This is a genomic window from Nannocystis exedens (assembly GCF_002343915.1).
Taxonomy (GTDB): domain Bacteria; phylum Myxococcota_A; class Polyangia; order Nannocystales; family Nannocystaceae; genus Nannocystis; species Nannocystis exedens.
The window spans coordinates 47535-60625 of record NZ_NETK01000002.1 but is presented as its reverse complement, the minus strand read 5'-3'; the positions used below and the strand labels follow the sequence as shown (position 1 = coordinate 60625).

Here is a 13091-nt window from a genome sequence, read left to right as displayed (position 1 = left end):
GGCCTCAGGAGTCGACCGGCTCCGGGCCTCGCGCCTCGCGGGCGGCGGTGATCTGCGCCTCCAGGCCCTCGAGCTGCTCGAGCAGCCCCTTCGCGGTGCTGCAGCGGCGCTCCATCTGCGCCACCAGGTCGCCGACCTGGTTCGACAGCACCTGGATCAGCTCGGGGAACAGGTCGACGGCGGCGTGCCGCAGCACGCGCGGCGCCTGCAGCAGCGGGATCACGTTGCCCGGCGTCTCCGAGGCCAGCGCGATCTTCGACTCGAGGATCTTCACGGTCTTGATGACGAGGTGGTACTCGCCCTGCACGCGGAGGTAGCCGAGGAAGCACAGCTCGATGACTCGCTTGCCGTCGCGGCCGATCGACATCGACTCCTGCAGCGGCCGCGGGTGGACGTAGTCCATGCCGATCATCAAGCGGCCCAGGGCCTTGTCGATCGCCGAGATCAGCGCGTTGAGCTGATCGGATCCCTCGTTGAGCCGCTGCGCGGCTTGCCCGAGCTGGTTCAACCTCTCGTTCATCACGTCCCCTCGAGTCTGCCCGTCAGGGCGAAGCTGCCAGCTCCCGCCGGAGTGGCTCTCGCCACCACCGCGACGGTACCGCTGCGGCGGTCGCGGCGACAAGCCGGCCTCCGCGAGGGCCTTCAGCGCGGGCCTGCGCCCACGGGGCCGGTTCCGCGCCCGCCAGCCTGCGCCGCCGCCGCGAGGCGCATGTGCGAGTGGTTCGCACGCCCTCCGCACGCCGGACGAGCGTCGGGTGGTTCGCACGCCCTCCGCGCCGGACGAGCGTCGGGAGCCGTGCGGCCTCGCCTCCATCGCCACGCTCCCCGACCGCGCGAGCGTCACGCACGCTCGACGGCCTCGGTTCCGCGCCGGTCGGGTCCACCGTCGCGATCAGAAGTCGATGTTGTCCTCGACGCGCAGGTCGACCGTGTTCTCCCAGCGCGGCAGCGAACCGCCGTACATCAGCGCGTACGCGGCCTGCACCTCGAGCACGCGGCGGGTGTAGTTGGCCGTCTCGCGGAACGGGATCTCGGCGATGAAGACGTCGAGCTCGAGCGGCGCGGCGGTCGACCCCTTCGCGGCCAGCCAGCGGGCGACGTTGAACGGCCCGCCGTTGTAGCTCGCGTAGGCCAGCGCGGCCTGGCCGTGGAACTTGTGCAGCAGCTCGGCGAAGTAATAGGCCGACAGGCGCACGTTGTGCTCCTCCTCGAACAGCGCGTCGACGTCGAACGGCTCGCCGAGGCGCGCCGCCAGCTGCTGGCCGGTCCACGGCATGATCTGGATCGCCCCGCGCGCGCCCGACGACGACACCACGTGCCGGCGGAACCGCGACTCGGTGTACATCAACGCCCACAGGTGCGTCGGGTCGAAGGCGCGGGCGGTGGCCTCGCGCTCGACCGTCTCGCGGAACGCCCGCGGGTGCCAGCGCGCCTTGTAGGGGCCCGCGGTGGGCGGCATCAGGCGGCTGCGGCGGTACGGCTCGTCGAGCGCCCACGTCAGCGCGAACAGCCCCTCGCGCAGCGTCTCGCCGGCGCCGCGCTCGCGCACCAGCTTGCGCGCCTCCTTCGGCAGGCCGAGGCGCGGCTGCTTCCACGTCGACTTCCAGCTCAGACCGACCACCAGGTCCTCGTGGCGCGGGACCCAGCCGCCGCGATCGAGCCCGTACAGCGCCTCGTAGGCGTCGACGGCGACCCTCAGCTCGCGGCGCGCCTCCTCGAGCAGGCCGGCGGCGTGGAGCGCCGCGCCGCGGGCCAGCGCCGGGAAGGCCCAGCCGAACTCGCCGGCGAGCGCCTCGAAGGTCGCGCGCGTCGCCGCGAAGTCGGGCGGCGGGTTCGACTCCGCGGGCACCGGGGCGAGCGCCGGCGCCGGCCCCGGATCGACGCCGATGTCGAGGAGCCGCTGGCGCGCCTGCAGGCCGTAGTAGCCGAGCGGATCCTCGCTGACCAGCTGCCGCAGCAGGCGCTCGGCCTCGCCGCGATCGGGGGTCTGCTCCTCGCCCGCCTCGCCGGTCGCCCTCGCCCCGGCGCCGGCGGCCAGCAGCGCGCGGGCGCGGAAGTAGCGGGCGGCGCGGGCCTGCTCGGCCGGCAAGCGGCGCTCCGCGCTGGCGAACGCGGCCGCCGCGGCGTCGAAGTCGCCGAGGCGGAAGTCGAGCCAGGCGTCGAGCCACAGCCCCTCGCCGCGCTGGCGCTCCTTCGCCGGCGTGCGCCCGAGCAGCTCGCGCGCCTTCTCGTAGCGGCCGCCGCGGATCGCCTGGCGGATCGCCTCCCACAGCGCCGCGCGCCCGGCCCCGCCCTTGCGCCCGACCTGCTCGGTCCAGATCGCCAGCGCCTCGTCGTAGCGGCCGGCCTTGTCGAGGCAGCGCAGCAGATCGCCGCGGAGGTCGGCCGAGGCTGACTTTTTGTACAGGACCCAAAGGTCATCCGCGCACGCGCCGTAGTCGTGGGCGCGCGAGGCCGTCGCGGCGCGCGAGCGCAACGCGACCTCTCGGACATGTCCCGGAGTTTTGGAATCTTCGACCAGGTCGGTGAGCACCCGGCGCGACAGCGTCATGTCGCGCGAGCGGCGGGCCGCGGCCGCGCGGTCGAGCTGCTCGGCGACGGTGTAGCGGACCGGGCGCCCGAGCTCCGCCAGCGCCGCCTCGGCGGCGACGGCCGCCTCGGTGCCGGCCCGCCAGATGGCGACCGAGCGCAGCGCCTTGACGGCGTCGGCGGTCTTGCCCTCGCGCGCGATCGCCTGCGCCCGCAGCAGCTCGAGCCCGGCGACGTCGGGGTGCTCGGGGTAGTCGCGCAGCACCTCGGTCAGCGCCTTGACGGCGCGGCGGGCCGCCGCCTGGCCCTCGATGGCCGCCAGCGCCCGCGCTCGCGCCACGCGCATCGGCGCCGCGTTGCGCACCGGCTCGTGGTCGATCGCCCGCTCCCACGCGGCCACCGCCTGCTTGCGCAGCGCGTCGGCCTCGGCGCCCGGGGCCGACGCGGCCGCCTCGACCAGCGCCTGGGCGTACTCGTGCAGCACCACCTCGTGCGGCCACGTCCTGGCCGGCCGCTTCTCCGCCGCCAGCTCGGCCAGCGCCTGGACCGCTTCGGCCGGACGCCCGAGCTCGCGGGCGGCGCGGGCCTTCGTCAGCCGCTGCACCGCGAATTGCAGCGAACCGGCGGGCGCCGGCTCGAGAGCCAGCCGCGCCAGCGCGGCCTCGGGCTCGCCACGCGCGAGCAAGGCGGCCGCGGAGACCTCCGCAGGGGCCTGGGTCAGCGCGGCGGCGGGCGGTGGCGCCTGGGTGGCGGCCGCCGGCGGGCGAGCGGTGAGCGGGATCTGGTTCACGCCCCGATGCACGCGCTCGGCCTCGGGGGTGAGCGCCGCGGGGCGACAGGCGAGCAGCGCCCCGGTCGCCATGCACAGCGTCAGGGCAGACATCCGCTTCGTCCGGCTCGCCAGCGCCATGGTCCTCTCAAACTAGCACAGCCGCCGAGATGCGCCGAGAAACCGGTCCGCCGCCGCGGCGGCGAGATGCCTGTCCCCAGAGACCGGTCTGCTCGCGGCTCGGTGCGTCGGTTGCGAGGACGAGGCGCATGCCCGCGGTCGCGGCGACCTCCCCGTGCGCGCCGGCGTGAAGGAGATCGATCGCCCGGCGCCCGAGGATGATGACGAGGGCGTCACCCGCCATGTCCCGTTCGCGCCGAGGCGAGAGCGGCCGATCGCGCCGGCGCAGCGAGGCCGCCCCGCGGTCGCGGCCTCTTCGCGCCGGCGCCGGCGCGGCCGATCGCGCCGGCGAAGCGGAGGCGCCCGCGGTCGCGGCGGCCTCCCCGTTCGCGGCCGCGTGAATCCCCCGCGCGACGGCCGGCGCGCGGGCGATGGGCGCGATCATGGCCCGCCTCGGGCCGATCACGAGCGCGCCGCTCTGGGGCCACGCGGCGCGCGGGCAAGTGACAGTGGACGCGCGCGACATGACCCTACAGACATGTCCGAAGGGCTCCCACGCAATCGCATCAGGCCGGCCCGCCGGCGATTCACCGTAGTGGACGCGGTTGCGGTCGAATTCGTCGCGCGCGGGGGCCTCGGGCGAAAACGTGGGGCGTCCGCGTGCGGACCCGAAAATGCACGGAGCGATAATGTTGCGACTGCTGTGCTCGCTTTTTCGGTTTGACAAGCACCGGCGACACGGACAAGAATGGAAGCGTCGGTCGGTCCTCCTCTCTGCACCCCGGTGCACGGCTGCCGGCCGCGATTCAAGCCCGAGCATCTCGGTCTTGATAAGCCGGCAGTCTTCGGTCCTTCGCGGCTGAAGGGTCCACCGTGGTGAGAGGAGGCCCGATCGAATTCGAGGTGTGTGTTGTTGAGGCGTGAGCGGGCACGGATGAGGACCGTGCCCGCTTTTTTTCGTGCTCGCGGTGGTTGTGCCTACATCATGACTCGCGGTTTCGGCCGGCTGTCACGTGGAGACCGCCCCCTGCCGTGCGAGGCCGGGCGGCGGCGGTCTGCCCGGAGGCCGACCGCCGCGGGCGGGCGCGCTCACGGGGCCTTGAGCGTCACCGTGTAGTCGCCCGCGCCGCTGGCCGACACGACCTGCCAGGTGTAGTAGCCGGCGGTGCCCTGATAGCTGACCGACTCGCTGTTGGTCGGGCCCTCCGACTTGGCGACCTTGGCCCAGGCCGAGCCGTTCCACTTGTAGAGGTAGAGGTCGAAGTCCGCTCCGGCCGGGCCGACGAGACAGCCGGTGTGCGTCCCGCTCGACTTCGCGGCGTAGTACGAGCCGTTCGGCTGGAACTGCTCCTCACCGCTGCCGCTCAGGTTGCCGGTGAAGGGCGTCCCCGAGCAGGTCTGCTCGCCGCCGTCGCCCTCCCCGCCGCCATTGGGGGCACCCGGGACGCCGACCGCCGTCCAGGCCGCGTGGACCGCCGTGGCCGCGTCGGCGCCGTAAAGCTCGGCGGCCGCCTGAGCCGTCGCGTTGCGGGCGTCCTGGAAGGTCGCGTTGGAGTTGAGGTAGTTCGTCAGCGCGCGGTAGAAGATCTGCGCCGCCTTGTCGATGCCGAGCGCCGGCACCACCGTGTTGGTCTTGTTGCGCGGGTGCTTGCCGCCCTGCGACAGCAGGTAGAACGCCAGGTTGGCGATGCCCGAATTGATGTGGACGCCGCCGTTGTCCTGCTGCCCGGTGTAGCGCTCCGGGTAGTAATCGTACGACTGCCCGTCCTGGGTCGGATTGGCCATGTAGCGCATGGCGTCATTGGCCACACCCGGGGTCCAACAGGTCTCGGCGAGCAGCCAGGTCTTCGCCGACACGCCGTTCTTGTAGGCGTCGGCGGCCGCCGCCATGATGTCCGACATCGCCTCGTTGAGCGCGCCCGACTGGTTCTGGTAGACGAGGCTGGCCTCGTACTGCGTGACCGCGTGCGTCAGCTCGTGGGCGACGACGTCGAGGTCCTGCGCGAACGGGCTGGCGTAGTAGCCGTCGCCGTCGCCGTAGACCATCTGCTGGCCGTTCCAGAACGCGTTGACGTAGTTCTTCGAGTAGTGGACGGTCGAGTGGATGGTCGCGCCGGCGCCGTTGAAGCTGTCGCGGCCGAACTGCGACGCGTAGAAGTCGTAGGTCACGCCGGACAGGTCGTAGGCGGCCTGGGCCACCTTGTCGCCCGTCGAGCCGCCCTCGCTGACGACCACGCTGCCCGGCAGCTTGGTGCCCGAGTTGGCGCTGTAGACCTTGCGGTTCTTGACGCGGTGGATCTGCGGGTGGCGGGCCACCAGCTCGCCGCTGACGGCGTCGGCGAACACGACGTCGCGCTGCGGCCCCTCCTCGTCCGCGTACTCGACGGCCGCCTGCCAGGCCAGGCGCGGGCCGGCCTCGGTCAGCACGTACACGAGCTCGGGCGCGTCGGCGCTGACCCACTCGTCGGCGAGGCCGTCGGCCACCGCCTTGATCGCGTCGTCGGGATCGAGCGTCGGCGCCAGCGGCAGCGCCTCGTCGGGGACGACGCGGCCGGTGACCGCCTGGACCTGGCCGCTGGCGGCGTCGGCGTGGACCGTCAGCTCGCCGCCGACCACCGGCAGGTCGTGGAGGTACTGCTGGAAGCGGACGTGGACCTTGCCGAGCGAATCGGTGGTGTGGCGGACGGCCTCGAGGTCGGCCTCGTCGCCGAGGCGGAACACCGGCGCCATGTCGGCCAGCCAGCCGCGGGCGCTCTCCCGCACGTTGCCGCCGCCGGTCAGGGTCCCGAGGTCGCCGGCGATGAAGCGCGGCACGCCGGCCTCGTCGGCCTCGACCCGGTCGACCCGCGGCATGCGGCCGATCGCCTGGCTCTGCGACCACACGAACGTCGCCACCCGGCCCGCCGCGCCCGCGGCCTTGACCATGCCCTCGTCGAGCTCGAAGGCGAAGTCCGCGGCCGCTCCGGCGGTCTGCACGCCCCAGCGCTCGCCGTGGCGGACCAGCAGGTCCTGCACGAGCGCCGGGCGCTGGTCGCCGCTGCGCACCGATACCCGACTGAAATCGATCGGACCGTCGGCCAACGCGAAGCGCACTGCCCCTTCGGACAGGTCGAGCTCGAGGACCTCGCCTGGGCCGAGCGCCGCCAGGTCGTCGGCGGTGACGGTGCGAAGCTCGGGTTCGGCGGCAGTTCCCCCCTCGTGACAGGCGGACAGCAGACAGGCAGAGACGGCAGAGACGATGACGCGACGCGCGGACATGAGACCCCCTTGGGCCACCGGACAGGATCTAAAGACCCTGGCCGAACGACCATGGTGAAAAGAACATTGCCGGAGAGGCAGCCTCAGGTCAGTTCACCTGAGACCGCACCACCATACTTGTCGCGCGCTGCGCAGCGCAACCACTCGCGTCCGCCCGGATCACGACTTTCTTCGACGAGACGCCGAGCACACGGACGCCGCTCGGACGAACTCCACGCCGACGGACACGAAAGCCAAATTACAAATTTTTCGCGCCTGGACAGGTTGTAGCGGGGGCTACGACGATCACAGGATCGGCGTCCGCGGCGCCGACAAGAAAATTGTAGATCAAATTACATATTCTTTCTCTATTGATTAGAGGCGCACCTCACCGCAATGCATGATCAACAAACCATGCTCACAGGTCTGAACGCAGAGGAGATCTCCTCTACGCACGCGCGGCGGGGTTCTCGCCGCGGTCTTCAGCGGTCGGCGCTCTCCGCGACCACAACCAGTAGACAGGCACGCCGGACAGCACCACGGCGCAGTCGACGACGAACTCCCGCGGCTGCGACCACGCGTAATTGCCGAGCAGGAACACCGAGGCGGCCAGGAACAGCAGCGGCACCCACGGGTAGCCGAGGGTGCGGTACGGCCGCGGCAGCTCGGGGCGCCGCCGCCGCAGGACGAACACGGCGGCCACGCTGAGCGCGTAGAACGGCCAGATCCCGATCACGAATTGCCCCGCCAGCTCGGCGAAGCTGCGCACCGAGACGAACACGATCCCCAGCGCGGCGCCGAGGACGATGCTGGCCGAGGGCGTGCCGTGGCGCGGGTGGACCTGGGCCAGCCGGCGGAAGAACAGCCGGTCCTCCGCCATCGCGTAGAACACCCGCGGCCCGGTCATCATCGACCCGTTGAGCGTGCCGAAGGTGCTGATCATGACCGCCGCGGCGACCAGCGTGGTCCCGATCGGGCCGATCAGCGCGGCGGCGACATCGGCGGCGACCAGCGGGGCCCCGGCCATCTGCTCCAGCGGGATGACCCGCAGGTACACGAAGTTCGCCGCGAGGTAGAGCGCCACCACCGCCGCGGTCCCGAGGATGAACACGCGAGGCAGCGCGCGCTGCGGATCGCGGACCTCGCCGCTGACGAAGCCGACGTCGCACCAGCCGTCGTAGGCCCAGAGGATCGCGACCATCGCCAGCACGAACGCCCCGTCGGCCGCCGGCGGCGCAACCGCGGGCGCTGCGGTCGCCGGCTCCGGGGCCAGCAGGAGACCGAGCGCGACCAGCCCGAGCAGCGCCGCGACCTTCAGCGCGGTGCTGATGTTCTGCACGATCGCCCCGAACTCGACGCCGCGCCGGTTGACCGCGGCGACGGTGGCGATCATGGCGACGGCCACCACCTGCGCGCGCGACAGCGGTCCGAGCAGCGGCGCCGCCCCGTCGACCTTGAGCGTGCGCAGCAGGTATTCGGCCGAGGTCACCGCGATCGCGCCGTACGCGGCCGGGCGCAGGATGAGCAGCTCGGCCCAGCCGAACAGGAAGGCCGGCAGCTTGCCGAAGGCCTCGCGCAGGTAGACGTAGATGCCGCCGCTGCGCGGATAAAGGATGGCCAGCTCGGCGACGGTGAGCGCGCCGGCCAGCGCGACCGCGCCGCCGGCGACCCACGCGAGGACGAACAGGGTCAGGTCGTCGATGTGGCCGGCGATCTCCGCCGGCGTCCGAAAGATGCCGCTGCCGATCGTCGACCCGACCAGCACGGCGACGGTGCTGGCGAGCCCGAGCTTGCGAGGCAGCCGCTCGCCCCAGGGGTCAGGGGCCTGCATGGGCGACTGATAGCGCAGTTCGCCGCGGCGCAGAAGTTCCTCGCGCGGGCCTCCCGGGGCGCGCAGCCGCGTTCGCGGCCGGGCTGTCTCTCGGGTCATGTGGAATCCGACAGGGACGCGGCGTGGTCCGCACGGAGAGGTCGAGCAGCCGCCGCGCATCGCCAGGCCGGGCTCGGGCAGCATTCGCGCGCAGTCGCGCAGCGGAGTCTGCCTGTCTATCCGGACATGTCTCGCCTTCCACCACTCCGTGACCGTCAGGCGGGTCGACCGCCGGCTGTGCCGGCGCGACTGCTCGAGCGGCGACGGCACGGGCGCTGTGCGGCGAGCAGTCGCCTCGGCGCCGACGAGCGCGGCTTTCCCGGCACCTGCGAGCTCGCATCGACGACGATCGACGACTCGCGGCCGCGAGCGCGAGCCCTCCCGGCACCGACCGCGACGAGCGGCGGCCGCACGCGAGAAAGCGCCGAAGGCCCGGCGCGTGCCTGGCCTCCTGGCCTTTGAGACAGGCTGTCCCTCGGGACAGCCGACCGATCAACCCGGCTCGAGGACGAACGGGTACGAGACGATGACCGAGCCGCCGCCTTCCGGCTTGGGGAAGGTCCAGCGCTTGACCGCCTGGGCGATGCAGGAGCCGACGGCCGGGTCCTTCATCGTGCTCTCCTGGACCACCGCGGTGGGCACCTTGCCGGTGCCGCCGATGGTGAACTGGACGGCGACGCGGCCCTTGGCGTTGGGGTCGCGGGCGAGGGCCTGGTTGTAGCAGTAGCGGACCTCGTTGATGTGCGCGCGGACGATGCGGCGGATGATGTCCTTGTCGAGCGCGCCCTGGACCTCGGCCTTGGCCTGACGGACCGTGGGGACGCGGGTGCCGCGGCCGCCGAAGCCGGCGCCTGCGCCACGACCGTAGCCGGAGCCCGTGCCGCCGCCGCCGCCCTTGCCGATCAGGCCCGTGTTGCCGAGGCCGATCGTGCCCTCGCCGGTGCCACCGCCGCCGCGGCCGGTGCCGACCAGGCCGAGGCCGCCGACGCCGTACGCCTCGCCGATCTCGGTGCCGGTGAGGCCGCCCCACACGTCCGCGTCGTCGTTGCCGACCGCGAACGCGCCGCCGTACGGCGAGGCGAGGAAGTGGCCGCTCTCGGCGCTCATCACCCCGAGGATGCCGGCCTGGCGCGCGGCCATGTCGGGGTCGAAGTTACGGGCCATCTGCGGGATGGCGTCCTTCGGACCCTTCATGGCGTAGAGGCCCGACTTGTTCTTCGAGGTGGGCTTGCCCATCTTGCCCTCCTCGCCCTTGTGCCGCTGACCGGTGCCGCCGGCCTCGTCGTCGGAGTTCTCCATGTCCTCCGGCGGCGGCTCCTCCTCCTCCGGCGGCTTGTCGGGCTGGTTGAGGTAACCGACGAAGCGGTTCTCCTCCATCATCTCGTCGAGGCTGAGGTTGCCGGCCTCGTTGGGGATCAGGTGCGTGAGCACCAGCAGGCTGCCGATGACCACGAACGACGCGCCGTTGTAGATCCAGAACGGCTTGTCGGTCTCGCTGCCGCCCTTGATCACCGCGCCCGGGGCGACCGAGTTCACGTAGAAGGTGACGTCCTGGTACTTGACCCGCGCCGTCGCTCCGGGCGGCAGCGGGAAGCTGAACGACGAGCCCTGCGAGCCCGCGCGACCGGTGGCGACCAGCTGCTGCAGCGTGATCGTCTGGCCGTCGAAGGTGACCTCGCCGCTCATGTTCTGCGTGAAGTTGAGCGCGAACTCGTGGTCGCTGCCGCGGACCAGCGGGAAGCCGTTGGGCTCGGGCAGGCCGGCCGGCGGCACGTGGAACGACGCGCCGTGGCCCTCGCCGATCGTGAAGTTCTTGTTGACGTAGTCGCCGGTGCGGATGAGGCCCATGCTGAACGGCACGAGGCCCGCGATCGCCAGCAGCATGCCGATCGCCGCCAGACCGTTCCCGGGCGGGGTCGGCCGCGGCGTGCCCTGCTCGATCGACTCCTGGACCTTCTTGCCGTAGCCGGCCCAGTCCTGGTTCACGTCGCTGAAGAACACCGCCGCGCCGGCGACCAGCATCGCCCCGCCGATGGCGAGGAAGATCGGCGCCTGCGACTTGCGGTTCTTCAGCTGGCCGACGTGCTGCACGTCGAGCACCGTCGTGCCGTACATCGCCACGACCTCGGCCACCCGCGAGCCGCTCTGATTCTCGACCTCGCTGAGGTCGATCTGGATCGGTGCCCGCGTCGCCATCGGCGCCGCAGCGATCGGCGCCGCCGCCGCCGCGGCCGCCGCCACGGCCACCGGCGCGACCGGCTGCGCCGGCGCCGGCGCGGCCGCGACCTGCTGCTTCACGAAGCCGACCTCGAGCCGGTACGGCCCGAAGTTCAAGGCGTCGCCGTCGTGCAGCACCGCGTTCTTGTCGATTCGCTGGCCGTTCAGCACGGTGCCCGCCGCGCTCCCGAGATCGATCACCCGCACCTCTTCGCCGGACACCTCGATCACGGCGTGCATGCGGGCCACGGCCTCGTCATCCAGGCAAACGTGGCTGCTCTTCAGTTTTCCGATCTTGATAACGTCTTGCGTCAGCGTCTGCGTATCGACGAGCTGATCGCCGTAAAACACTTTGATGGCGAGCGTCTTGGTCGTTGACATCGTCCTTGCCCCGGTCGTGTGGCGCCTCGGACACGGCGCCCCGGAGCTTGTTCCCGAGGCCCGCGAGCTTTTTTCGCGCTCACGCGGGCCGTCTGCGCCGGCGCACGTCCGCGCGCGGCCCCGACCCTCGGCGCGCCCCCGCGTCCGCGGCTCGCGGCCGGCCGCGGCGGCTTCGTGATACCGTGGTCCGCGGCGCCGATCGTGCCCGGATCCGGGCGAGGCGCGCCTGCGGCCTCCCTCACGCCTTCGCCCCGGCATGACCTCCGAACCCGCGCCTCCCTCACCTCCCGGCCCGAGCCCGATCCTCACCCTCCGGATCAGCGTCCGCGGGCTATATGACAGCTGGACCCATTGCCAGCGGCTCGCCGATTACATCGCGCGCTTCGTCGCCTCCGATCGCTTCGATCCCGAGCAGCTGACCACGCGCCTCTCCACCTATCTCAACGAGGTGCTCGAGTACGTGTTCCGGGCCCGGCCGAGCGAGGGCGAGATCGTGGTCGAGGTCGGGCGCACCGACGAGCACGTGATCGCCGAGCTGACCATACCGACCGACGTGGCGCTGGCGCAGCGGCTGCGCGACGACCTCGGGCGGGTCGCGCCGGCGGACGCGCGCGCGCGCTACGAGGCCGAGTTCGAGTCGATGCTCCTGCGTCCGCCGGCCGAGGTCGGGCTGCTCGAGTTGGTCGCGCTCCACGGCGTCGGGCTCGCGCTCCGCGAGGGCGACGGCACCGGCGTCATCGTCCTGACTGTCCCGCACGAGTGAGCCGACCTGGGTATGGAGAACGAGCAACCGTTTTCGATCCGCTTCAGCGAGAACGACCAGGAGGTCGCGCTCGAGGGGGCGCTGCGCCCGGCCGGGGCCGAGGACTTCGCGCCGGTGCGTTCCCGCCTCGACCACGCCGCCGACGCCGTGCGCGGCGTCCTCTACCTCAACTTCAAGCGCCTGCGGTACCTCAACCACACCGGCTTCGCCGAGCTCGCGCGCTTCATCGCCGCCTGCGCCGAGCGCCACCCGAGCCTCAAGCTCAAGCTCGTCGTCTCGAGCGTCGTCCCGTGGGCACCGCTGCGGTTCGGCTTCCTCGGCGCCAAGTTCGGCAACACCATCGTCGAGCAGTACGACAAGGCGTTTTACCCCGGCCAGGGCGTGATCGAGAACGATCGATTGGTCCCGGTGCTGCGGACCCAGACCAACATCGTGTGGTCGCACGAACGCGAGCTGCTGCGCCGCCACGGCCTCGGCAAGCGCATGCGGATCGCCGACATCTGCTGCGGGATCGGCGACTTCGCGGTGCTCGTCTACAAGGAGTTCGAGCCCGAGTACATCGTCGGCGTCGACCACTCGCGGCCGTTCCTCCAATACGCGCAGCAGATCGCCCGCGAGTTCGGCATCACCGACATCGAGTATCAGTTCGGCGACGCGACCCACCTGTTCTTGCCGTCGAACAGCTTCGAATTCGTCACCTCGCGCCTGGCGCTGCAGATCTTTAACGACCCGTCGAGCATCTTGCGCGAGCTGATGCGGATCTGTAGACCCGGCGGTCGGGTCTACCTGACGAACGAGATGACGGCGCACAACTACGGCTACCCGCGCCACGAGTCGGTCACGTGGACCTACCAGCAGGCCGTGAAGATCGCCCAGAGCCTCGGCATGGACATGAACTTCGGGCCCAAGATGTTCTCGCTGCTGACCGACATGGGCTTCGAGGACGTGCGGATGGAGCAGATCCCGATCACCAACAACAACACCGCGATCGACGACTTCGCGCGGGTGATCGAGAGCTGGGAGGAGTACGTCACCGGCGAGCTGTCGACCGCCACGCAGCAGCCGCCGGAGGTGGTCGAGCGCCTGCGCATGGGCTTCCGCGATCACGTGTACGCGATCCGCAGCCGCCGCGGCTTCGCCACCTGGCCGATCTACGTCGCCTCCGGCCGCAAACCGGGGCGCTGACGGCCCTCGCCCTCGACCGC

Annotated in this window: 8 protein-coding genes; 2 read left to right on the top strand and 6 right to left on the bottom strand. The window is 71.7% G+C overall.

Annotated features, from left to right (window positions below; translation table 11 throughout):
- Window positions 1-4: 4 nt before the first annotated feature.
- The 6 genes from NAEX_RS44245 to NAEX_RS44220 form a co-directional block, all read right to left on the bottom strand.
- Window positions 5-520 carry a hypothetical protein gene (locus NAEX_RS44245; protein WP_096333960.1) on the bottom strand — a complete coding sequence of 172 codons (516 nt, stop codon included), beginning with the start codon at window positions 518-520 and terminating at the stop codon, window positions 5-7.
- A gap of 372 nt (window positions 521-892) precedes the next feature.
- Window positions 893-3439, bottom strand: coding sequence for a lytic transglycosylase domain-containing protein (locus tag NAEX_RS44240; protein WP_096333959.1), 2547 nt, complete (start codon window positions 3437-3439; stop codon window positions 893-895).
- Window positions 3440-3446: 7 nt separating this feature from the next.
- Window positions 3447-3863, bottom strand: coding sequence for a hypothetical protein (locus NAEX_RS44235; protein ID WP_143140206.1), 417 nt, complete (start codon window positions 3861-3863; stop codon window positions 3447-3449).
- A 644-nt stretch (window positions 3864-4507) separates the two neighbouring features.
- Window positions 4508-6676, bottom strand: a complete 2169-nt coding sequence (locus NAEX_RS44230; RefSeq protein ID WP_096333957.1) for a M4 family metallopeptidase — start codon at window positions 6674-6676, stop codon at window positions 4508-4510.
- Between the two features lie 427 nt (window positions 6677-7103).
- Window positions 7104-8486 (bottom strand): APC family permease, encoded by a 1383-nt coding sequence (locus NAEX_RS44225; RefSeq protein WP_170136554.1) that lies wholly within the window; start codon window positions 8484-8486, stop codon window positions 7104-7106.
- A gap of 531 nt (window positions 8487-9017) precedes the next feature.
- Window positions 9018-11123, bottom strand: a complete 2106-nt coding sequence (locus NAEX_RS44220; RefSeq protein WP_096333955.1) for an AgmX/PglI C-terminal domain-containing protein — start codon at window positions 11121-11123, stop codon at window positions 9018-9020.
- Between the two features lie 256 nt (window positions 11124-11379).
- On the opposite strand from NAEX_RS44220, the gene NAEX_RS44215 reads away from it, so the two are divergent.
- Both NAEX_RS44215 and NAEX_RS44210 read left to right on the top strand, forming a co-directional pair.
- Entirely contained in the window at window positions 11380-11886 is a 507-nt protein-coding gene (locus NAEX_RS44215) for a hypothetical protein (protein ID WP_096333954.1), read from the top strand.
- 12 nt (window positions 11887-11898) lie between these two features.
- Window positions 11899-13071 (top strand): methyltransferase domain-containing protein, encoded by a 1173-nt coding sequence (locus NAEX_RS44210; RefSeq protein WP_096333953.1) that lies wholly within the window; start codon window positions 11899-11901, stop codon window positions 13069-13071.
- The last annotated feature ends 20 nt before the right edge of the window (window positions 13072-13091 follow it).

What these genes read in the sequence shown, in the direction of transcription:
- NAEX_RS44220 (WP_096333955.1), bottom strand. Translation starts at nt 11,123, where the DNA reads ATGTCAACGACCAAGACGCTCGCCATCAAAGTGTTTTACGGCGATCAG.
- NAEX_RS44210 (WP_096333953.1), top strand. Translation starts at nt 11,899, where the DNA reads ATGGAGAACGAGCAACCGTTTTCGATCCGCTTCAGCGAGAACGACCAG.
- NAEX_RS44240 (WP_096333959.1), bottom strand. Translation starts at nt 3,439, where the DNA reads ATGGCGCTGGCGAGCCGGACGAAGCGGATGTCTGCCCTGACGCTGTGC.
- NAEX_RS44215 (WP_096333954.1), top strand. Translation starts at nt 11,380, where the DNA reads ATGACCTCCGAACCCGCGCCTCCCTCACCTCCCGGCCCGAGCCCGATC.
- NAEX_RS44235 (WP_143140206.1), bottom strand. Translation starts at nt 3,863, where the DNA reads ATGATCGCGCCCATCGCCCGCGCGCCGGCCGTCGCGCGGGGGATTCAC.
- NAEX_RS44230 (WP_096333957.1), bottom strand. Translation starts at nt 6,676, where the DNA reads ATGTCCGCGCGTCGCGTCATCGTCTCTGCCGTCTCTGCCTGTCTGCTG.
- NAEX_RS44225 (WP_170136554.1), bottom strand. Translation starts at nt 8,486, where the DNA reads ATGCAGGCCCCTGACCCCTGGGGCGAGCGGCTGCCTCGCAAGCTCGGG.
- NAEX_RS44245 (WP_096333960.1), bottom strand. Translation starts at nt 520, where the DNA reads ATGAACGAGAGGTTGAACCAGCTCGGGCAAGCCGCGCAGCGGCTCAAC.